At 44.3% G+C, this 23,004-nt stretch carries 19 protein-coding genes; all 19 read right to left on the bottom strand.

Features of this window, described 5'->3' with window-relative positions:
- Nucleotides 1-5: 5 nt before the first annotated feature.
- Nucleotides 6-371 carry a VOC family protein gene (locus OW255_RS10400; protein WP_024835981.1) on the bottom strand — a complete coding sequence of 122 codons (366 nt, stop codon included), beginning with the start codon at nt 369-371 and terminating at the stop codon, nt 6-8.
- Between the two features lie 92 nt (nt 372-463).
- Complete coding sequence (serS, locus tag OW255_RS10395) at nt 464-1,750, bottom strand: serine--tRNA ligase (RefSeq protein ID WP_268116541.1); 1,287 nt, start codon at nt 1,748-1,750, stop codon at nt 464-466.
- Between the two features lie 130 nt (nt 1,751-1,880).
- Nucleotides 1,881-2,723, bottom strand: a complete 843-nt coding sequence (locus tag OW255_RS10390) for a pyridoxamine kinase (protein WP_268116540.1) — start codon at nt 2,721-2,723, stop codon at nt 1,881-1,883.
- A 9-nt stretch (nt 2,724-2,732) separates the two neighbouring features.
- Nucleotides 2,733-3,320 carry an ECF transporter S component gene (locus OW255_RS10385; RefSeq protein WP_268116539.1) on the bottom strand — a complete coding sequence of 196 codons (588 nt, stop codon included), beginning with the start codon at nt 3,318-3,320 and terminating at the stop codon, nt 2,733-2,735.
- A 310-nt stretch (nt 3,321-3,630) separates the two neighbouring features.
- On the bottom strand, nt 3,631-4,293 hold the full coding sequence (locus OW255_RS10380; RefSeq protein ID WP_268116538.1) for a thiamine diphosphokinase: 663 nt from the start codon (nt 4,291-4,293) through the stop codon (nt 3,631-3,633).
- The gene (gene rpe, locus OW255_RS10375; protein ID WP_024835986.1) at nt 4,290-4,952 is read right to left on the bottom strand and encodes a ribulose-phosphate 3-epimerase; all 663 of its coding nucleotides are present in this window, start codon (nt 4,950-4,952) and stop codon (nt 4,290-4,292) included. The genes OW255_RS10380 and rpe overlap by 4 nt, the downstream gene beginning before the upstream one ends.
- Before the next feature lie 2 nt (nt 4,953-4,954).
- Entirely contained in the window at nt 4,955-5,833 is an 879-nt protein-coding gene (gene rsgA / locus OW255_RS10370; RefSeq protein ID WP_024835987.1) for a ribosome small subunit-dependent GTPase A, read from the bottom strand.
- Nucleotides 5,834-5,843: 10 nt separating this feature from the next.
- Nucleotides 5,844-8,003 carry a Stk1 family PASTA domain-containing Ser/Thr kinase gene (gene pknB / locus OW255_RS10365; RefSeq protein ID WP_268116537.1) on the bottom strand — a complete coding sequence of 720 codons (2,160 nt, stop codon included), beginning with the start codon at nt 8,001-8,003 and terminating at the stop codon, nt 5,844-5,846.
- A complete protein-coding gene (locus OW255_RS10360) occupies nt 8,000-8,743 on the bottom strand; it encodes a Stp1/IreP family PP2C-type Ser/Thr phosphatase (protein ID WP_268116536.1) in 744 nt (247 codons plus the stop codon). Before OW255_RS10360 ends, pknB begins: the two co-directional genes overlap by 4 nt.
- Before the next feature lie 21 nt (nt 8,744-8,764).
- The gene (gene rlmN / locus OW255_RS10355) at nt 8,765-9,802 is read right to left on the bottom strand and encodes a dual-specificity RNA methyltransferase RlmN (RefSeq protein WP_268116535.1); all 1,038 of its coding nucleotides are present in this window, start codon (nt 9,800-9,802) and stop codon (nt 8,765-8,767) included.
- A gap of 5 nt (nt 9,803-9,807) precedes the next feature.
- Nucleotides 9,808-11,136: a 16S rRNA (cytosine(967)-C(5))-methyltransferase RsmB gene (gene rsmB, locus OW255_RS10350; RefSeq protein WP_268116534.1), complete on the bottom strand. Its 1,329-nt coding sequence runs from the start codon at nt 11,134-11,136 to the stop codon at nt 9,808-9,810.
- Nucleotides 11,129-11,845, bottom strand: a complete 717-nt coding sequence (locus OW255_RS10345; protein ID WP_268116533.1) for a zinc metallopeptidase — start codon at nt 11,843-11,845, stop codon at nt 11,129-11,131. The genes rsmB and OW255_RS10345 overlap by 8 nt, the downstream gene beginning before the upstream one ends.
- A gap of 2 nt (nt 11,846-11,847) precedes the next feature.
- Entirely contained in the window at nt 11,848-12,786 is a 939-nt protein-coding gene (gene fmt, locus OW255_RS10340; RefSeq protein ID WP_268116532.1) for a methionyl-tRNA formyltransferase, read from the bottom strand.
- 2 nt (nt 12,787-12,788) lie between these two features.
- Nucleotides 12,789-13,295 carry a peptide deformylase gene (gene def / locus OW255_RS10335; RefSeq protein WP_024835994.1) on the bottom strand — a complete coding sequence of 169 codons (507 nt, stop codon included), beginning with the start codon at nt 13,293-13,295 and terminating at the stop codon, nt 12,789-12,791.
- Between the two features lie 18 nt (nt 13,296-13,313).
- On the bottom strand, nt 13,314-15,542 hold the full coding sequence (priA, locus tag OW255_RS10330; RefSeq protein ID WP_268116531.1) for a replication restart helicase PriA: 2,229 nt from the start codon (nt 15,540-15,542) through the stop codon (nt 13,314-13,316).
- Nucleotides 15,543-15,575: 33 nt separating this feature from the next.
- Nucleotides 15,576-16,946, bottom strand: coding sequence for a UDP-N-acetylmuramoyl-tripeptide--D-alanyl-D-alanine ligase (locus OW255_RS10325; RefSeq protein WP_268116530.1), 1,371 nt, complete (start codon nt 16,944-16,946; stop codon nt 15,576-15,578).
- A gap of 111 nt (nt 16,947-17,057) precedes the next feature.
- Nucleotides 17,058-18,524 (bottom strand): UDP-N-acetylmuramoyl-L-alanyl-D-glutamate--2,6-diaminopimelate ligase, encoded by a 1,467-nt coding sequence (locus tag OW255_RS10320; protein ID WP_268116529.1) that lies wholly within the window; start codon nt 18,522-18,524, stop codon nt 17,058-17,060.
- Nucleotides 18,525-18,535: 11 nt separating this feature from the next.
- Nucleotides 18,536-20,206, bottom strand: coding sequence for a formate--tetrahydrofolate ligase (locus OW255_RS10315; protein WP_268116528.1), 1,671 nt, complete (start codon nt 20,204-20,206; stop codon nt 18,536-18,538).
- A gap of 37 nt (nt 20,207-20,243) precedes the next feature.
- Nucleotides 20,244-22,973: an FtsK/SpoIIIE family DNA translocase gene (locus OW255_RS10310; protein WP_024835999.1), complete on the bottom strand. Its 2,730-nt coding sequence runs from the start codon at nt 22,971-22,973 to the stop codon at nt 20,244-20,246.
- Nucleotides 22,974-23,004: the final 31 nt, after the last annotated feature.

Below are 23,004 nucleotides of genomic sequence, written 5' to 3'. Positions count from 1 at the left end.
TCTCCTTATCTGGCAGGAACGATCTCAATCCAGTAACCATCAGGATCACTGATAAAATAGATTCCCATGCCGGGATTTTCAAAGCAAATGATTCCCATTTCCTTATGCTTTTTATAGAGCTCCTCGTATTCATCCACATGAAAGGCAAGATGGAATTCACATTCTCCTAAATTGTAAGGTTCCTTCCGTTCTGTCAGATAAGTAAGCTCCAGGGTGAAATCACTTTTACCATCTCCCAGAAATACAAGCTTAAAGGAACCATCTCCTGCGGTTTTTTCCCTCACCGGGGTAAGATCCAGTGCCTCTTTGTAAAATTTTAAGCTTTTTTCCAAATCTAATACATTGAAGTTAAAATGGTTGAATTTAATCATATGATTGATCCTCCTTTTTTAATAAGGGCTGCTGCAAAATGAAGCTCTGATTTTTCTCATCAGCATTCTGCAACAACCCTGTAACTTGGCTATTATTTTGGCATAATCACTTTGTTACCGCCCATATATGGCTGTAACGCTTCCGGAATTCTTACACTTCCATCAGCCTGTAAATTGTTCTCTAAAAATGCGATCAGCATTCTTGGAGGAGCTGCAACTGTATTGTTTAAGGTATGAGCAAAATACTTGTTTCCATCTTCAGCAGAGACTCTGATTTTCAGTCTTCTTGCCTGAGCATCTCCTAAGTTAGAGCAGCTTCCTACCTCAAAGTATTTCTTCTGTCTTGGGGACCAGGCTTCCACATCCACAGATTTTACCTTTAAATCGGCAAGATCGCCAGAGCAGCACTCTAAGGTTCTTACCGGAATATCAAGGGTACGGAATAAGTCAACGGTATTCTGCCACAATTTCTCATACCAATCCATGCTTTCTTCCGGCTTGCAGACTACGATCATCTCCTGCTTTTCGAACTGGTGGATTCGGTATACGCCTCTTTCTTCCAGACCGTGAGCTCCTTTTTCTTTACGGAAGCAGGGAGAATAGCTGGTAAGTGTCTGAGGAAGCTTTGCCTCCGGGAGAATGGTATCAATAAATTTACCAATCATAGAATGCTCGCTGGTACCAATGAGATATAAGTCTTCGCCTTCAATCTTGTACATCATGGCATCCATCTCAGCAAAGCTCATAACACCAGTTACTACCTCACTGCGGATCATGAAAGGAGGAACACAGTAGGTAAATCCACGGTTAATCATAAAGTCTCTTGCATAAGAAATAACAGAGGAATGAAGTCTTGCAATGTCACCCATTAAATAATAAAAACCGTTTCCTGCTACTTTTCTTGCACTGTCAAGGTCAATGCCGTCAAAGCGTTCCATAATGTCAGTATGGTAAGGAATTTCAAATTCAGGAACGACTGGCTCGCCGTAACGCTGAACTTCTACGTTCTCACTGTCATCCTTTCCAATTGGTACACTTGGATCGATGATGTTAGGAATGGTCATCATGATTTTTTTGATTTTTTCCTCAAAATCACGTTCCTTTTCTTCCAGAGATGCCAGATGCTCCGAAGCATCCGTTACTTTTTTCTTAAGCTCTTCTGCTTCCTCTTTCTTGCCCTGTCCCATTAAGGCACCAATCTGTTTGGAAAGTTTGTTTCGTTCTGCTCTTAAAGCATCCCCTTCCTGCTTCGCTGACCGGTTTTGCTCATCCAGTTCGATGACCTCATCCACTAATGGCAGCTTGCTGTCCTGAAACTTCTTTTTCATATTTTCCTTTACAATTTCAGGATTTTCTCTTACAAACTTTAAATCTAACATGGTATTCCTCCTGGTTTCTTTTCAATATTCTTTGCGGAAACAGATCCACATAATAATCTGCCGTTGATTATACTACAAAAAAAGGGCAAAGAAAAGCCCCTTTTCCTAAAAATCCCCTTATTTCATCTCATTATCTGTGTCGAATGAGCAAAGAAAGGAGTTCTTCGAAACAAACTCCGTTTTCAACCGGAACATTTAATTCGTCTGACTTCAAAATACATTCTTTCACAAAATCTGCCGCTTTTCTGACGCCATCTCTTAATGAAGCTCCATGAACAGCATAGGCGGCTATAATACTGGAGAAAACATCTCCCGTTCCAGGCCTTTCATTTCCCACATGCCGGGTTCTTATAAAATGGTGGGTTCCATCCGCTTCCAGAACCACATTCGTCACGAAGCTGCCTTCCTTTACACCCGTAATCACAACGGCATCAGGTCCTAATTCTCTGATTTCTTCCGCCATCTGAATCAGCTCGTTTCGGCGAAAGCCTTCTTTTTGATATTCTCTTCCAGTGAGGATACATGCCTCTGTCAGATTGGGAGTAACGATATTGCCGTATCCCACAAGCTCTTTCATCCGGCTGCACATCTGGGGGGTATAGGTCTGGTACGCTTTTCCGTGATCCCCCATAATAGGGTCAATAATTACTCTGCCTTCCTTTGTTCCAAATTCCTTTATCATATCAATGACGATCTGAATCTGGGCTTCTGAGCCAAGAAATCCGCTGTATATTCCGTCAAAGGTCAAGTGAAGTTTCTTCCATTCCTCGATGTACATGGGCATCTTTTCTGTATAGTCATCAAAAAAATAAGTCGGAAACCCGGTGTGATTGGATAAAATGGAGGTTGGTACCGGACAGCACTGTATCTTTAAAGCGGAAAGTATGGGAATGACCACCGTCAGAGAACAGCGGCCGTATCCGGATAAATCGTTTATCACAGCAATCTTTTTCTGATGTTTTTCTGGTGTCATAAATAGCTCCTATTTGAGTTTTGATAATAACCCTGATTTTGCCAGGGCAGTGCGAAGCGGCATATAAACTGCTACGGATACAATGGTCGAAGTCATTGCGTTAATGGAGGTTGCGGCTATATTATAGACCAGAGACACCTCTGCGGCAGGCTTTCCAAGAATGAGGAGTTTATAGTAATAACCAACCAAAGGGTCAAAAATAACATTGAATAACAGACCTCCCACGGCCGCGATGACTGTCCACATGAAGATATGTTTTCTATCAGAAGTCTCACCAATCTTACCAACTTTATGTGCCAGAAAGCCGGTAATGAGTCCGATGCATAATTTTAATATAAATGTTTTTGGTGCGTAGATAACGTAGACAGGATCAAAAAGATCTCCTATGGTCATTCCAATAGCCCCGCCAAGGCCTCCGTAAAGACCGCCAAGGATAAGAGCACCTAATACACATACTGCATTTCCAAGATGAATAGACGTGGCATCCCCTCCCGGAAGCGTGATTTTAAATTGCAGAAATGTAAATACAACGTAAGACATGGCTGCAAACAGACCGGTAAGCGCTACCTTATGTATTCTGGTATTGGCTCTGTTCATTTCAATTCCTCCCTTGCTGCTTCTGTTGCTCCCTATCTTAGCATGCAAGTGGAGTGATATAAATATCCAGTTTTGATATTTTAAACCATACCACTCATGTTCTTTTTCTGTAATTTTTACGATTTATCGTACTAGACAGACTGCAACGTTTTATGATTCCAATTTAAATGTAAGTAAGTTTTACAGAATACAAAAAAACGCCTTGAACCAGAATCTAAGAGTGTAATGAGACTGGTCAAGACGCGTTTATAAAGTCTGTATGTCAGGCAGGCCATGGAATATCAGCCCCATGTATACCATAATAGATTCCTTAGTCATGAGATTCCACACACACCAGTATCCCGGAATCAAATTCCATCCTTCCAACAGGTCCCGTCAGTTCGTTGCTGATACAGAGGCTGGTTCCGATGGTAATGTCTTTTTTGTAGAGGGGATACTTAAAACCGGTTAGGGTAATGCCTGTGACCTTTTCACTCAAGGGCAGAAAAGAAATATATTTTCCATAAATCTTATCCCCTTCAAACGTGCGGCCATGCTTCGTGACAGTGATCCAGTTCTTTTCGTCTACGATAGCTGCATCTATCCCTTTTTCTAAAGCGAAATAAAGCAAATGAAGGTTCCCCAGGAAGTGATCTAAGCGGCCGCCAGTTGCCCCAAGGAGAATAAGCCTGGTACAGCCAAGGCGGAGTGCTGTATGGATTGCCAGCTCTGTATCCGTTTCATCTTTTTCCGGCTTGTGAATCTCCCAGTCAGCAGGAAGGGACCTGCTTTTAAATTCATTTAAGACCTGTTCATCTGCGGAATCAAAATCTCCTACAATGGCATCTGGTATCAGCTCCAGATGTAAAACAGCATTTAAGCCCCTGTCTACAGCAATGATTTTATCAAAGGTTCTGCCCTTAATAAATTCCCGGGCAAAGCCATGGTCAATCGGGCCTCCAGTAACGATCAATCCTGTAATTTCTTCTTTCACCCTTCATATTCCTCGAATATTTTCAAAAAGTCTCTGGTGTTTGCTGCGGCATCTCCCTTAAAAACGGCTGAGCCTGCAACAAAAACATTAGCACCAGCATCTATCAGTTCCCTCACATTATCACAGGTAACGCCACCGTCCACCTGTATATCTGTATCAAGTCCCCGTTCCTTACAGAGGTTTCTTAAATTCCGGATCTTAGTAAGAGTATAAGGAATGAATTTTTGTCCCCCAAAGCCTGGATTAACTGACATGATGAGAACCATATCGAGCTCAGGAAGGATACAGTCAAGTACGGATAACGGAGTAGCCGGATTAAGGGCAACTCCCACCTTTAGGCCAGCCTCCTTAATCTGATTGACCGTACGGTCCAGATGTGTACAAGCTTCCGCGTGGACACAGATTAAATCTGCACCCGCAGCCCTTATATCGCTGATATAGCGTCCTGGATCCTCTACCATCATATGAACATCAAAAACCCGGTCTGTACAGCTTCTTAAACTGCTTATTACTGGCATTCCAAATGATATACTGGGTACAAATGCCCCATCCATTACATCCAGATGAATATACTGTGCTCCTGCCAAAGACACATCAATTACCTGCTGTCCAAGATTTTTGAAATCCGCAGCTAATATAGAGGGGGCAAGTTTTAACATCGTTAGTATCTCCTTTTCTCTTTCAGTTCCTGATATAACAGCCTGTAATTATCATAGCGATTCTGGCTGATTTTTCCTTCTGATACGGCATCTTTTACGCCGCAGACCTTTTCTCCGATGTGGACACAGCCAAGAAACTTACAATTCTCTTCATAAGCCTCAAACTCCGGAAAATAATCTTTCAGGCAGCCGCACTCCATATCTTCGATGTACATGGAACTAAAGCCAGGGGTGTCCATCATATAGGTATCCCGGCCAATTCCAAATAATTCCGAATGTCTGGTGGTATGCTTTCCTCTTTGTATCTTTTCGCTGATGGTACCTGTCTCCATCTCTGCCTTAGGATATAACAGATTGGTCAGCGTGGATTTTCCCACGCCAGAAGGACCTGCTAACACTGTGGTCTTCCCCTGAACCAGATCTTTAATCTCCCTGATACCCTGTTTCTCACAGGTGCTGGTAAAATACACCGGATAGCCTGCTTTCTCATAAATAGCGGCCAGCTCCATTTGCCTTTCATCGCCTGTAAGATCAATTTTATTAAAGCAGATATTGACAGGAACCTCCTGAACCTCCATCATAACCAGAAAGCGGTCCAGAAGATTTAAATTCGGCTCAGGCTGGGTAACGGAAAACAGCACCAGCGCCTGATCCACATTGGCAACAGAGGGACGAATGAGGGCATTTTTCCTAGGGAGAATCTTATCGATATTTCCTTTCAGCTCTGTTTCATCCAGAACAGAAATATCAACATCATCTCCAACCAGAGGTTTTACGTTCTTATTTCGGAAAATTCCTTTCGCCCTGCATTCATAAAGCTTTCCATCCGCTGCTTGTACGTAGTAAAATCCTGCGATTCCTTTCAATATTTTTCCTGTCATATACAATTCCTTACGATTGGGGAACCGGAACGAATGTGATGGAATAGGAATTGATTACCTCTCCAGTTTCCACATTCACAATTTCTACCGTTCCGCTTGTCACACCATAAGCTCCTTCTAAATTTTTAAATGAAACCGGAAGCATCTGGTCTCCTGTTAAGGTGACTGGTGCCATAAGATCCCGAACCTCATCTCTTCCATTAACATTCTGTCTCAGCTGAATCTTTAAAGTCAGCTGAGTACTTCCTGAACCCGGTCCGATAATATTTTGGAGAGAATAGGATTTGTCAATGGAAGCAAGATATTTGTATTTTGCCTGCTGTGCCGTTCCACTGCTTATTACAAGGTTAACCGCTGAGCCTGACTCTACCTGACTGCCAGCCGCTGCTGACTGGCTGATTACCATTCCCTTAGGGACTGTCTCTGAGACCGCCTCTGACACCGATCCCTCTGTCAGTCCTACATCAGCCAAAAGCTCTGCCGCCAGCTCCTTTGATTGCCCGGCAAGGTTTGGTACCGTTACCGGATTTGTAAGAGCAGGTCCGCTGCTTGCAGTGATGGTTACGGTATCGCCTTCCTTGGCCTCCGTTGGGCTATAGCTTATGACATAGCCATTCTGGATGCTTTCACTGTTTTTTTGCTCAATCTTAACCACCAGCTTCTTCTCTTCTAACAGAGTCTTTGCTGATGCAGCCTCCATTTTTTCAAGCCCTAAGTTGGTCAAATCTATCTTTACATGTTCCGGGCCTTTACTCACGACCACATAAACCGCTGAATATTTGTCAACCACAGTGCCGGAAGACGGATCCTGGGAAACAATATCACCTTCTGCAACAGTATCAGAGTATACGTAATCGCTGGTCTTCATATAGAGACCGCCGTTTTCTTTTAACTTTTGCTCTGCAAGTTCCGTTGTCAGTCCCAGTACACTTGGCATCTTAACACTCTTCTCGCTTAAAGTCTCTTCTGTTGATTCCGTTGCCGTTAATTCCTGTGATTTAGAGGAACCGGAACGGAAAAGACCGCCTACCTTTGCAAATACAACCACCAATACAATTACTATAATAACTGCAACCAAAATACCTGCCGCAGTAAGAAGTTTTTCAATCTTAGGATTTATATCCTCGCCGGAATCCTCTTTTTTGGTTCTTGCTGCTGTCTGTTTGGGATTCTCCCCTCTTTCGGGGCGTCGTTCCCTTCTCTGATCCTTATCCCGCATTCCATGTGGGGCAGAGGGGGCGTCCTGAGAAACCTTTCTGCCGGAACGAATCTGCTCCAGCTCCGGTTTTCCTATGATCACGGTCTGGGAATCATCAATCTGGGGATTTTGCTGAACAAAATCTCCATTGGGATCCACCAGAGCATGGCGTAGATCAGCCACTACCTCCTGCATGCTTCCATAACGGTATTCCGGCTTTTTCTCTGTACATTTGAGAATGATATTTTCAAGTCCTACCGGGATGTCTTCGTTATAATAGCTTGGAGGTGTAATTGGGGTCTCTAAATGAGCCAGGGCTACGGTAACCGTATTCTCTCCCTGGAATGGTACCCGTCCAGCCACCATCTCATACATGGTAATACCCAGTGAATATACATCGCTTCTGACATCACTGTATCCGCCTCTGGCCTGCTCTGGGGATATGTAATGAACCGATCCTACCGCAGTCGCGCTGAGGGTCTGAGATGAGGCTGCCCTGGCAATGCCAAAATCCGCAACCTTTACCTTGCCATCTCTGGCTATAATGATATTCTGAGGCTTAATATCTCTATGAATGATGCCTTGTTCGTGAGCCGCAGCTATACCCTGAGCAACCTGTACGGCAACACCAATGGCTTCTTTTACATCAAGACAGCCCTTTTTTGATATATAATTTTTTAACGTGATTCCTTCGATCAGTTCCATCACAATATAATGGAGATTGTCCTCATCGACGACATCATATATATTCACAATGTTGGGATGAGAAAGGCGGGCTGCCGCCTGTGCTTCCATCTTGAATTTACTGACAAAGCTACCGTCTGAACTGAATTCTTCTTTTAATATTTTTATGGCAACAAGGCGGTTTAATTTATGGCACAGGGCCTTATACACATATGACATACCGCCGGAACCGATTTGTTCCAGTATCTCGTATCTGTCCTGTAAAAATGTGCCAGGTCTTAGAATCATAAGCTTTCCTCCCTGCCAATTTCCGGATTTATGAGAACGACTGCAATATTGTCCTTTCCTCCGTTATCATTGGCGACTGTTATCAATTTCTCTGCCTTCTCCCCCAGTTCCAGCTCTGAACAGATAATTTCTTCCATCTCAGCGTCCTCAAGCATATTGCTGAGTCCGTCAGAACACATAAGTACATAATCTCCCGGCTCAAGGCTGACCTCAAAAAAATCGATCTCAAGCTTTTCTTCCGTACCAACCGCTCTCGTTATAATGTTCTTTTTTTCACGGTAATCCCTGCTTCCCCGTTCCATCTGTCCCAGGGAAACAAGCTCTTCTACGTAGGAGTGGTCTTTTGTAATCTGCTTTAACTGATTCCGGATCAGATAAAGCCTGCTGTCCCCTACATTTGCCACATACATGGAGGAATCTTCAATCACAGCAGCTACCAGTGTTGTGCCCATGCCGTTTAATTCCGCTTTGTCTCTCGACTCCTGGTAGAGCATCTGATTGACTTTTTCGATTCCCTCTCGCAGAAGGGGTATAATTTCAGAGTCTTCGGCCTGTTTTATATGCTCCACCAGATGTTCTGATATATATCTGGACGCATAATCCCCAGCCTTATGACCGCCCATGCCGTCTGCAACCAGAAAAAGGTTGGGCAGGCTGCCCACAGATTCGGCTGAAGCAAAGACATAATCCTGATTGGCATTTCGAACTCTTCCAATATCGGTCATAGCGCAAGCCTTCATCGCTTCGTTCTCCCTTCCGCATTATTCCTTACTGATAAAACTCTTTCTAAGCTGTCCACAGGCACCGTTGATATCCCGTCCCATTTCTCTTCTTATAGTAACATTAATTCCGTTTTTTTCAAGATAATTTTTAAAATCCAGTATGGCCTTCCGGTCTGATTGCACGTAATCCCGTTCTTTTATGGGGTTGACTGGAATCAGGTTTACGTGGCCATTGATTCCTTTTAAAAGATCAGCAAGTGCCTTCGCTTCTTTTAGATTATCATTCACGCCGCTTACCAGACTGTATTCAAAGGTAAGCCTTCTTCCTGTCTTTTCAAAGTACTCCTGGCACGCAGGCAATACTTCTGAAAGAGAATATCGTTTTGCTATTGGCATCAGCGTTTTTCTCACTTCATCATTGGGTGCATGAAGGGAAAGGGCAAGTGTGATCTGAAGGTCCTCATTCGCCAGCTTTTTGATTCCGGGAACGATGCCACACGTTGATACTGTAATGTTTCGCTGACTGATGTTAAGACCGTTCTCATCCGTGAGAAGGCGGATAAAGTCAATGAGATTGTCATAATTATCCATAGGCTCGCCAGACCCCATGACAACTACATTAGAAACTCTCTCCCCTGTCAGCTTTTGAATCCGGTAGATCTGGTCCAGCATTTCTGAGGCGGTTAAATTTCGTTCCAGTCCGTCAAGGGTGGACGCACAAAAACGGCAGCCCATGCGGCAGCCCACCTGAGAAGAAATGCAGACAGAATTTCCATGATTGTATTTCATCAGAACGCTTTCAATGATGTTTCCATCGGAAAGGCTGAATAAGTATTTTCTTGTTCCGTCTATTTGTGAAATTTTTTCATCTACGACCACAAGGGATGTAAATGCTGCTGACTGCAGCAATTTTTCTTTCAGAGATTTGGGAAGGTTGGTCATTTCATCGTAATCAGAAGCCAGCTTTTTATGCATCCATTCATATAACTGCTTTGCCCGAAATGGTTTTTCTCCTAATGATGCCACAAATGAAGTGAGCTTCTCCAAATCCATAGATTTTATATCTGTTTTTTCCATTCTTTTTACCTTTTTACAAATGCCGAAAGGAAAAATCCGTCACAAGGATGGATTCCCGGCAATAACTGTATATATCCTTGCTTTAAGGTCTCAGAAGAAATCCCGTCTCCAAGCTTCCCGGTAAGATCCAAAGGATCAAACGGGAACTCCTTTAAGAACCAGAGGGCATTTTCTTCATTCTCCTGTTTATTAACGGTACATGTACTGAAAACCAGCTTCCCACCTGGCTTTACATAGGACTGGACAACGGAGAGAATCTCTCTTTGGAGAGAAGCCAGCTCTTTTAGGTCCTCTGGCTTTAACCGGTATTTGATATCCGGTTTTCTACCGATGATTCCAAGTCCGGAACAAGGCAGGTCTGCAATCACAATATCTGCCTTCTCTATGGATTCCTGATCCAGAATTAATGCATCCTGAACCTTAGTGCGTATGTTTTTAAATCCGCATCTGTCGATGTTCTGCTGTATTAAGTCCACTTTATAAGCAGTTAAGTCACGGACTTCAACCAGTCCAGTTCCATTTAGCTTATCTGCGATATGAATGCTTTTGCCACCCGGGGCTCCGCAAACATCGATGACATAATCATCCTTCTTAGGATCCGCTGCTTCCCCTACAAAAACGGAGCTTAAATCCTGTACCTGAATCCATCCCTTTTTAAACGCCTCCAGGCTGTCTAAATAATCGTATTTCTCCAGATAAAGAACTGCATCAGAAAGTCCGGATTCTGCTACGATTACCTCCTGTTTCTGTAAGCTTTTTAGTATCTCTTCTCTGGCAGCATTGGCATAATTGCAACGAACCGTGGTCTTTTTGTTCTTTAAAAACGATTCCATCATTGCAACTGCAGTTTCCCTTCCGTATTCCTTCTCCCACATGGATACGATCCACTCAGGCATGGAATAACGTACGGAAGCATTGGGGCAGGAAAGGGTTTCCTTGTTTCTTGAAATATTGCGGAGAACTCCGTTTACAAAGCCTTTTAAGCCGGTAAACTTTCTTTTTACAGAAAGCTTAACGGCTTCGTTGCAAACAGCGGAATCCGGTACCCGGTCCATGTATAAAAGCTGATAGACCGACATCCTCAATATGGTACGGATGACAGGTTTCATCTTTTTTATCTTTGTACTGGAAAAAGAGTCTATGACATAATCAATCTGGAGCAGATATTCCAAGGTTCCTTCTACTAACCTTGAAATAAAGGCCCGCTCCGATTTGTCCAGATATTGATATTTATTTAATGCCTGACGCAGAATGATATGGCTGTATCCTGATTTTTCCAGTATCTCCATGAGGATATCAAGGGCAATCTCCCTGCTGTCTGTTTCTTTAGTCATCCTGCCTTCTTCCTCCAAATAAAAATACAAGTCTTGCAAGCTGCAGCACAGTTGCAGCAAGAGCAGCTACATAGGTGAGTGCCGCCGCTCCCAGAACTTTTCTGGTATGTCCAAGTTCTTCACTTCCCAAAATGCCTACTTCACCAAGAAGGTGAATGGCTCTGCTTGAAGCATTAAATTCCACTGGTAGTGTGACCAGCTGGAAAAGGACTGCTACAGAAAAAAGAATCAATCCTATGTTAACTAACGGGGAACCCACGCCCCCGATGAAAAAGCCTAAAAGTATAATCGGGAAAGCCGCCTGAGAGCCGATATTGGCTACCGGAACAATGGCCCCACGAAGCTTCAAGGGAACATATCCTGTGTTGTCCTGCATGGCATGACCGCACTCGTGGGCAGCAACACCGATGGCAGCAACTGACGTGGAATCATAGACGGAATCAGATAGATTCACGGTCTTTGATCTTGGATCGTAATGATCCGTCAGCTGACCGCTTACAGGGCGTACCTGGACATCGTAAATTCCCTGAGAATTTAAAAGCCTCTTGGCAGCTTCTGCACCAGTCATCCCTGACATGCTTCTAACTTTTGAATATTTATTGTATGTGCTGTTTACTCTGGCTGAAGCAACCAGGGATAATAAAGCGCCAATGATTACAAATATCAAGGTAGGATCATAATAATATCCCATCATTCCTCCGTAAAACATAATCAAACACTCCTTTCAAAAACAGTGCCTTCCACAATCGGATATCCCCGCAGAAATGCGCCGATGTCCATACGTTTTTTCCCCTGCATCTGAAGCTCTTTGATGGATAAGCCGCCTTTTCCCGTCTTTACAACGAGACAATCCTTACCGGTTTCCACCACCTGACCGCAGGGGCCTTCGTACTCTTTGTCCACAACTTCAGCATCCCAGATTTTTATTGTTTTTCCATTCCAGACTGTATAGGCGCTGGGCCATGGATTCAGTCCCCGGATGAGCCGTTCTATGCTGACAGCCTCCATGGACCAGTCAATATCACCCATGGACTTTTTTATCATGCCGACATAGTTGGAGTTTGAATCGTCCTGAGGGGTTCTGACTGCGGTTTGATCTTCCAGTTTTTTTAATGTTTTTAAAATGAGGGCAGCTCCAACCTGGCTCAGCTTATCGTGGAGACTTCCACCAGTTTCTTTTGAATCTAAGGAAACCGCCTCCTGATCCAGCATATCTCCCGTATCAATCCCCTCTGCCATAAGCATAGTGGTGATTCCACTTTCCTTTTCTCCATGAATGACTGCATACTGTATGGGTGCTGCTCCCCTGTATTTCGGAAGAAGGGAAGCATGGATACAAATACAGCCGTATTTCGGAATATCCAGAATGCTTTTTGGAAGAATCTGGCCAAATGCTGCAACAACCATGGTATCTGGGGCTAAATCAGCCAGGACCTTAACAAATTCAGGATCTCTGGCCTTAACAGGCTGGTAAACAGGAATTCCGTATTCCAAAGCCTGTTCTTTTACTGGCGGCATCTGTATTTCTTTTCCTCTGCCTTTTGATTTATCCGGCTGGGTCACCACCCCAACCACATCATGTCCAGCCTCTACCAGTGCCTTTAGAGCAGGCACGGAAAATTCAGGCGTTCCCATAAAAACAATACGCATATTTACTCCTCTTCCTCCATATCCATGATTTCCATGTCTTCCGGAAGATCTGTAACATCCTCTAACTCACCTTCCACCTTATCCACGTAAAGATCTCCATTTAAGTGGTCGCATTCATGGCAGATGGCACGGGCTAAAAGCTCCTCGCCTTCCAGTTCAAACTGTTTCATCTCAATATCATAGGCTCTTACTTTTACATGGTTTGGTCTTGTTACGGTACCGGACTTTCCAGGAACGCTAAGGCAGCCTTCCGGTCCTGTCTGGCTTCCGTCGGTTTCTATAATCTCCGGATTGATGAGCACGTACTGATTGCCGTCATCTACGTCAATTACAACGATCTGCTTTAAAACACCAACCTGGGGAGCAGCAAGGCCTACGCCATTGGCTTCATACATTGTTTCAAACATATCTTCTACCAGTTCTATGATTCGCGGTGTAATTTCCTTCACCGGCTTACAGTGTTTTCTTAAAATTTCATCTCCAATGGTTCTAATCTTTCTAATCGCCATCTTCTCTTATCCTCTCATTTATGAAAAATCATATTGTATCAGGACCAGGTCAAACAGATCCGGTCGGTTTTCAGAAAAACCGTCAATCTGATCTCTGATTTTTATTAGTATATCATAGTTTACGTGTTTCAAGTATAAAATTTTTCTATAAATATCATTAATTTTGTATACAGAAGCCTCTGAAGGGCCAATTGTCTGTACCATTTCCTTCTCTGCCAAAGGGGTAACATAAGCTGCCACCGCCTCTGAAGCTGATATCAGAGCCTCCTCATTTTTGGAAGAAAACTGAATGGTCAAAAGAACATTTGCAGGAGGATATTTCATCATACGGCGAAATACCATTTCCTGTTCATAGAAGGCCGGATAATCCTGGCTGGCAGCCGTTGTAATGGCATAGTGCTCGGGACTGTAGGTCTGGATTACCACATCTCCAGGCTTCTCATCTCTGCCAGCTCTTCCGGCCGCCTGGGTCAAGAGCTGAAAGGTACGTTCTGCGCCTCGGTAGTCTGGGGTATACAAGGATAGATCAGCAGCCAGAACTCCTACCAGCGTTACGTTTGGAAAATCATGCCCCTTTACTATCATCTGTGTACCAATAAGAATATCTGCTTCTCCCTCTGAAAAGGCAGTGAGGATTTCCTCATGGCCTCCCTTTTTCTTCGTTGTATCCAGATCCATACGAAGAATCCTGGCAGATGGAAACATTTTTTTTGTCATCTGCTCGATTTTCTGGGTCCCTACTCCAAAATTGGCAATGTAAGGAGAACCGCAGGATGGACATTCATTTGGCATGGGAATGGTGTGACCACAGTAATGGCAGACCAGGCTGCGGTTATTATGAAGGGTCAGAGTCACATCACAGTGGGGACATCGTATGGCATCTCCACAGGACCTACAGGAAACAAAGTTCGCATAGCCTCTCCGGTTGATAAACAGCATGATCTGTTCTTTTTTCGCCAGACGCTCTTCCATCTTTTCTTTTAAAGGCCTGCTGAAAATGGTCTTATTTCCTTCCTTTAATTCCTGTCGCAGATCTGCTACCCATACATTGGCCATACGGCTGTCTTTTTTTGCCCGTTCTGTCAGTAAAAAGAGGCTGTATTCCCCTCTTAAAGCTTTGGTATAGGCTTCTAAGGAAGGCGTCGCAGAACCTAAGACCAGGGAAGCATTCTGCATGGAGGCTCTTTTTTCTGCCACTTCTCTGGCATGGTATCTGGGGACTACCTCGCTTTTATAGGCCCCTTCGTGCTCCTCGTCTATAAGAATCAGTCCCAAGCGGGAAAATGGGGTGAAAAGAGCGGATCTTGGGCCTATCATGATATCAATATCCCCATTTCTGGCCCGTTCAAACTGATCGTACCGTTCCCCGGCAGACAGCCTGGAATTGATGATAGATACCCGGCTTCCAAATCGACCGTAAAACCGCATGACGGTCTGATAGGTAAGGGCGATTTCAGGAATCAGGACAATTACCTGTTTTCCCTCCTGAATCACCCGGTCAATGAGCTCCATATAGACTTCTGTTTTACCGCTTCCTGTAACGCCATGTATGAGATATGTTTTTCTTATATTCTCAGAATAATCTCTTTGAAACGCATCCACAATGGTCTGCTGTTCCTGGTTTAACAAAACGTGCTGGGCATGGCTTTTCTTTAACGTGATGGGATTTCGGTATACTTCTTCGGATTCAAGAGTAATCAGACCTTTTTCTATCACCGGCTTTAACGTGGCGGAGGATAGGTTCATCTGGTTGACTGCAATCTCATATGGAATCATGGGACTTTCCATGAATGCCTGAAAAAGCCTGAATCTGGCTTTATAATTCTTTCGCTCCGCTTCTTCCAATGCCTTTTTTAATTCTTCCGGCTTAAGAAGACAGCGGAGGATCTTTTTTTCCTTTGGTTTTATCTTCTGCTTTACCGGAAGTACGGTTTTTAAAGCCTGATTCATGGTGGAACCATACTGTTCCTTTAACCACCAGGCAAGGGAAATAAGCAGGGATTCTGCCGTAACACTGTCTGTTACAATCCCTGCTATTTCTTTAATCTTATCCTTGTCATAGTCTGCATGTGGGGTAATGCCAACCACATACCCTTTGCGCATGGCATTTCCCTTCCCAAAAGGTATGAGGACCAAGGATCCCACAGACACTTCTTCGGATAGCCTTTCGGGTATCCGGTAATCAAAGGTTCTGTCTACTTTTTCATGGGAAATATCTATGATAATACGGGCATATTGTTCTGTCATTCCTTCACCTGTTTCTATCTGTATATCAAAGGATTAAACCAGATGGAACTGATCGGCCACCTGACTGAGTTTCATACTGTTTGAGCCTTTAAAGAGAACTCCGTCTCCTTCTTTTAACTCTCCTCTTAAATATGTAACAAGAGCTTCCTGCTCCATAAATTCTTTTACCTGTATTTCTTTAGACTGTTCTCTTACCGCCCTTGCAATTTCACCTGCCAGCTCTCCAAGGGTCACTACTTCAAAAATGGGATGTTCTGTGATATACTCCCCAATTTCATAATGGTATTTTGGAGCATCTTCTCCAAGCTCTTTCATGTCAGCTAATACAGCAATCCGTCGTTTTACCTTTGTAAGAGAATTTAATACCTCAAGACCGGCTTTCATGGAGACAGGGCTGGCATTATAGGTATCATCTATAATTGTCATACCATTGGATTCATAAATCTGCTGGCGGTTCTTAAAGCCGGTAAATTCACAAAGTTTCTTTGCAGCCGCTTCCAATGGGATGCCGCGCTCAGATGCAACTGCAAGGGATACCATGGCATTTAAAACATTGTGGCTTCCCATGACAGACAGTTTTACCGGAACCCTCTGATCTTCAAAAACGGCTGTAAATGCTGGAAAACCTTCTTCCAGATGTACATCTTCTGCCCGGTAATCTGCATTAGCTCCAGTCCCGTAGTAAATGGTTTTACATCCTTCTTTTGCTTTTGTGTCTTTTAAAATGTCATCATCCCCATTTAAGAACAGAATTCCGCCTTCCATCAGTCCATCCTGTATGGTAAGCTTTTCTTTATAAATATTTTCCCTGGAACCAAGCTGCTCTATGTGGGTGACTCCAATATTTGTAATGACTGCCATCTGAATGCTTGCAAGCCTAGCAATGACTGTTAATTCTCCAGGTTCGCTCATACCAAGTTCAATAACTCCAATTTCATCTTCTGGAGTGATTTCAGAAAGCGTGATGGGAACTCCCACCTGACTGTTATGGTTCCCAGGGGTCTTAAAAACCTTAAAGCCAGCAGAAAGAGCACATGCTACCATTTCTCTGGTCGTTGTCTTTCCAACGCTTCCAGTGATTCCTACCAGAGGTATGGTAAGACGTTCTCTGTAAAAGCGTCCAATTGCCTGAAGGGCGTTTTTTGTATCCTCCACCCGGATCCATGGCTTTTCAGAATTCATGGAATCGTGTTCACTGGTCAGTACAGCGGCTGCTCCATTTGAAAATGCCTGGTCAATAAACCGGTGGGCATCCACCTTTTCTCCGATTAATGGAACAAACAGGGAGCGCTCCTTCTCACTTCGGGAATCTATGCTTAAGTGTTCTAATACTGTATCAGGATGGCCGCAAAGCAGTTTGCCTCCTGTTGCTTTTATAACTTCATTTACCGTCATGTTTACCATTACTTCCTCCGTTTCCTGTACGCCTCTGGCGCACAAACCTCCCATCTGCCGTGGAAAAGCCGAAAGCCCCAAATCACAGCTTCCGGCATGTATGTTTCACTTTTGAGTATTTTATAAGTTTAGATCTTTTGCTGCCTCTAAAACCTCTTCCCGGTCGGAAAAATGGTGACGTACCCCATTCATCTCCTGGTAATCCTCGTGGCCTTTGCCTATAATGGCAATCATATCACCTGGTTTAGCATGTTCCATACTGTAACGGATGGCTTCTCTGCGGTCCGGGATTTCAATAAATTCACCGCCGGTTTTTACAATGCTGCCCCGAATATCCGCAATAATATCTTCTGTCTTTTCAAACCTGGAATTATCGGCGGTAATAATTGTAAAATCCGCCAGACGGCCGGCGCTGTCCCCCATGGAGTAACGGCGGTCTTTGGCCCGGTTTCCTCCACAGCCAAACACACAGACAAGGCGCTTTGGATGATAATCTCTCAGTGTGGAAAGAAGGCTTTCCATGCTGATAGCATTATGAGCGTAATCCACAATGACGGTACATTTATCCGAGGTGTGAACGATTTCCATACGGCCGTTTACACTTAAATGTTCCAGTCCATGGCAGATTCTGTCCTTTGGAAGATCAAGGAAGCTTAAAACGCTGACGGCTGCCAGAGCATTGGCCACATTGAAGCGTCCTGGTATATTGACACGAACCGAAAGGTTATATCGTCCCTTTACATCGAATTCGATTCCCACGAAATCAGGCTGGGATACAAAATGGATATTTTCCGCTTTAAAGTCCGTCCCTTCCCTATCCATGGAAAAGGAGTAGAGCTCACATGCGGCATCTTTTGTCACTTCCTCAAAATGAGCATCATCCTGATTCATAATACCCTTTTTACAGGTGTGGAAAATTCTTGATTTGTAGAACAGATACTCTTCAAAATCTGCATGTTCATCCGGTCCAATGTGATCGGGAGAAATGTTGGTGAACAGGCCGTAATCAAAGGTAATGCCTGCCACCCGGTGCATTTTGTAAGCCTGGGAGGATACTTCCATTACCATGTATTGGCATCCAGCTTTCACCATGCTTTTAAATGCCTCATGAAGTTCATAGGATTCCGGTGTTGTATTCTTGGTAGGAGTTACGGTCTCACCGATGACAATGCCGGTGGTGCCGATCATGCCGACTTTTTTTCCGCAGGCTTCTAAAACCGCCTTAATCATATGGGTGGTAGTGGTTTTTCCCTTGGTGCCAGTAACACCGATGGTCACCATCTTTTCTGCCGGATAACCAAATCTGGCTGCGGAAAGAAGGGCAAGAGCCTCTCTTGCATTATGTACATAGATTGCAGTTACGCCCTGAGGAAGGGGAACCCTTTCCTCAACTACGAAAACCTTACTCCCGGCTTTCGCCACTGCCGGGATAAATTCATGGGAATCCACCTTCGTTCCCTTCATACATACAAATACAGCACCTTCTCTGGCTTTTCTGGAGTCGTAGACGATTTCATCCACTTCCTCGTCAAGACTCCCCTGTAATACTTCATATTTTAAGTCATTCAGCCAATCTTTAAACTTCATAGAAACCTCCATCAGAATAATCCGGTTATTATTCCGTCTTTATTAATATCAATGCCGTCTGCCGCCGGCTTTTTAGGAAGGCCGGGCATCGTCATGATGGCACCTGTCAGTACAACCACAAACCCTGCACCAGCTGATACATAGGCATCCCTTACATTGATTTCAAATCCTTCCGGGCGGCCCAGCTTTGTCTGGTCATCAGAAAGGGAATACTGTGTTTTCGCCATACAGACTGGCAGGTTTCCATATCCCATTTCCTCGAATTTTTTAAGGGCTTTTAAAGCTGCAGGGGCATATGTCACTCCTTTGGCTCCATATATTTCTTTTGCTACAGTCTCCACCTTCTCCTTTAATCCCATATCATCAGGATAAATGGGTGCAAACTTGCTTTCCTTGTTTTCCAGAGTATAGAGTACCTTCTCTGCAAGCTGGATTCCGCCTTTTCCGCCCTTTTCCCATACTTCGGACAGAGCGAATTCACAGCCTCTTTCCTCACAGAAGGTCTTGACGAACTGGTATTCAGCTTCTGTATCCGTAAGGAAGGAATTTAAAGTGACAACAACGGGAACTCCGTATTTCTGCATGTTTTCAATGTGCTTTGCCAGATTGACGATTCCTTTTTCAAGTGCAGGAATATTCTCCTGGTTCAGCTGATCCTTTGGAACTCCGCCGTTATATTTAAGGGCTCTGATGGTGGCAACTAAAACAATGGCGTCCGGCTTAAGTCCTGCCTTGCGGCATTTAATATCCATGAACTTTTCCGCACCTAAATCAGCACCAAATCCAGCTTCCGTCACTACAATATCTGCCAGCTTTAATGCTGTCTTTGTGGCGCGTACACTATTGCAGCCATGGGCAATGTTGGCAAATGGTCCGCCGTGAACAATGGCTCCTGTATGCTCCAGGGTCTGAATCAGGTTAGGCTTTAAGGCGTCCTTTAAAAGAGCTGCCATTGCACCAACTGCATGGAGCTGATGGGCAGTTACCGGCTCTCCAGCATAATTATATGCCACAATAATCTTTCCTAGGCGTTCTTTTAAATCATCCATGTCATTTGCAAGGCAAAGAATGGCCATAATTTCAGAAGCAACCGTGATTACAAAATGATCTTCTCTCACAAACCCCTCTGCTTTTGATCCCAGGCCAATCACGATGTTTCGAAGGGCACGGTCATTCATATCGAGACAGCGCTTCCAGAGAATCTGACGAGTGTCTATCTCCAGGGCATTTCCCTGATGGATGTGATTATCCAGCAATGCGGATAACAGGTTATTGGCAGAAGTAATGGCATGGAAATCTCCCGTAAAATGAAGGTTTAAGTCCTCCATAGGTACGATCTGAGCATATCCGCCTCCGGCTGCGCCTCCCTTAATTCCAAAACACGGTCCCAGAGATGGCTCTCTTAAAGCAATCATCGCCTTTTTTTCCATAACTCCAAAGGCTTCCCCAAGTCCTACTGTCGTTGTGGTCTTTCCTTCTCCTGCCGGAGTTGGATTAATGGCCGTTACCAAAACCAGCTTTCCATCCTTTTTATCTTTTACCTGTTCCCAAAGCTGGTCTGAAAGCTTTGCCTTATACTTTCCGTATAGCTCAATATCATCTTCTAAAATCCCGTAGGAAGCAGCCACTTCCTTAATCGGAAGCATAACCGCCTCCTGTGCGATTTCAATATCTGTTTTCATCCGCATCATCCTCCTGTATGTAAGTTCCCTATCTATATTAATAACCCTGCTCCAACATCTCCTCAAATTCTTCCGGACTCATTAAAACCTTCCGGGGCTTGGTGCCCTCTTCTTCTCCGACTACGCCAGCTTCTGCAAGCTGGTCCATAATTCTTGCCGCACGGTTAAAGCCGATTTTATACATCCGCTGCAGCATACCAATAGAGGCTTTATCTTTTTCAATGATGAATTTTCCTGCCTGAGCAAAATACTCATCCCGGTCATTTCCACCACTTTTCATCTCCTGACCTCCAGGAGATGCAGAAATCATGCTTTCTACCTCAAGATCATAGTCTGGAGTCATTCCCTGTTCTGTCAGGAAATCGACAACCTTGGAAACCTCAGAGTCCGAAACAAAGGCTCCCTGTACACGCATGGGCTTTGGATAACCTGCCGGATAAAACAGCATATCTCCTTTTCCCAAAAGTTTTTCCGCACCGTTCATATCAATGATGGTTCTGGAGTCCACACCAGAAGATACCGCAAAGGCAACTCTTGAAGGCACATTGGCCTTGATAAGACCAGTGATGACATTAACGGATGGACGCTGTGTTGCAATGACCAGATGAATGCCTGCCGCTCTGGCTAACTGGGCAAGACGGCAGATGGCATCCTCTACTTCTCCCGGAGCCACCATCATAAGGTCTGCAAGCTCGTCGATAATGATAACGATCTGAGGCATCTTTTTCGGTTTGTTCTCGTCATCGATATCTTTGATACTATCTACTTTGGCATTATATCCTTTAATTTCCCTTACATTGTACTGGGCAAATTTGTTGTAACGGTCCGTCATCTCCGCTACCGCCCAGTTCAGTGCACCGGAAGCTTTCTTAGGATCTGTGACTACCGGCAGAAGAAGGTGGGGGATTCCATTGTAAACACTTAGTTCCACTACCTTTGGATCGATCATAATCAGCTTTACGTCTTCCGGGTCCGCTTTAAAAATAATACTCATAATCAGAGTGTTGATGCAGACGGATTTACCGGAGCCTGTGGCACCCGCAATGAGCAGATGAGGCATCTTGGCAATATCCGTAACAACCACCTGACCGCCAATATCCTTTCCCACGGCAAATGCAATCTTAGAGGAGTGATTCTTAAAGTTTTCCGCTTCCAGAATATCCCTCAGATATACCATATTATTCTCCTTATTTGGTACTTCAATCCCCACTGCAGATTTTCCAGGAATGGGTGCTTCGATTCGAATATCGGCTGCAGCAAGGCTTAATTTAATATCATCAGCCAGACTGACGATTTTACTCACCTTTACGCCTTGTTCCGGATGAAGCTCATACCGGGTCACAGAGGGACCACAGCTGATGTTAGTCACAGTAACTCCAACGCCGAAGTTTTGTAAGGTTTTTTGAAGCTTAATGGCAGTTTCCCTGTATTCCCGGTCAGAAAAAGCCGTTGCTTTTCCTTTTTTCAATAATGTAACCGGGGGATACTGGTATTCCTTTTTCACCACTTCTTCTTTTTGTTTGATCTGCTGGCTGACAGAGAGATCGCCTTCCTTAGCGGCTTCCTCCCGTTTGCTCACCAATTTTTTCTGCAGGGCTTCCGTATCTGTTTCAATGATTTTTCCGGTAGCCGTAACCACTGTCTTCTGTTCTTCGGGAACCGTAAAGGTATCTGGTTTTTCTACCGGAAGAAACTCCTCCTCTACGACTTCCATCTCCTTTAAGGTTCGACTCTCTTTCTTCATATATATAGAAGGTTCGTCTAATTCTTCCATAAATGGCTCGTTCTTCCAATCTGGTTCGAATGGAACGATATCTTCCTCTTTCTCTTGAACAGGAGAAATGCTGCCACTGAATACATCGGCTGGATTTGGTCGTTCAGGTTCCAGAGCCGTAACAGCTGCCAGGCGTCCTGCCTGGATATCAATATCCTCTTCTAAGTATTCTTCCATGGCTGGAACTGGAATAGGCTCGATTCCTAATTCAGCTTCAAAATCCACAGCTTCTGGCTTCGTCCCAGTCTGAGGCTGAAAATCTGTCAGATTCGTTGCATCCAAATTGACCCCGCGAAGCTTTTGCTCTTCCCGAAGCCTTTTTCTCTCTTCCTGCCGTTCTGCGTGAATCTCTCTTCGTATATCAATATTTTCTTTTGCATGGCGGTACGCTTTTCCGCTTCCGCTCTTTACCACGTTGACAAAGGACTTTTCCGTAATACAGACTCCGGAAATAATAAGGAGTACGATAACTACCAGGTAGGCACCTACGACACCTATAATTGCAGTGAGTCCTTCGGAAAGAAGGCCGCCGATCAATCCGCCTCCCACTCCGGTCACAGAGGACTCCAGATAAATATCAACGAGAGTGGTCCCCTCACCAGGCTTGGCTCCAAATAAAAGCTGTAAAAAACCACACAAAGAAACCAGCGCCAGTACAAAGGACGCCAGCTTAAATGCCGCTCTTGGATTTCCCTGATTCGATAAGTAAAAGGCAGTCCCAGCAAAAAGAAGCACCGGTGCGATGTATCCGATTCCTCCGAAAATACCAAGCTGCACACTGCGTAAAAACTGACCGACCACACCACATAATCCAAAATTACTTAAAAACAGTATGGCGGCAGCCGCAAATGACATCATGATAACTACTTCTGAGTGGATAAATTCCGGCTCCGGAAGAACTACTTTTTTTCTGGGGCTGCTGTTTCCTGATCTCCCGCCTTTTCCTCTTGTCCCTTTTTTTTCTGTTGTCTTCTTCTTTGTTGTCTCAGGCACAATACTTCCCCCTTTTATCCATTGGTAACAG

Origin of the sequence: Lacrimispora xylanolytica (assembly GCF_026723765.1) — a bacterium.
Taxonomy (GTDB): Bacteria; Bacillota; Clostridia; order Lachnospirales; family Lachnospiraceae; genus Lacrimispora; species Lacrimispora xylanolytica.
Note: the sequence above shows the minus strand (reverse complement) of the source record. Positions and strands in the feature narration are given on the sequence as shown.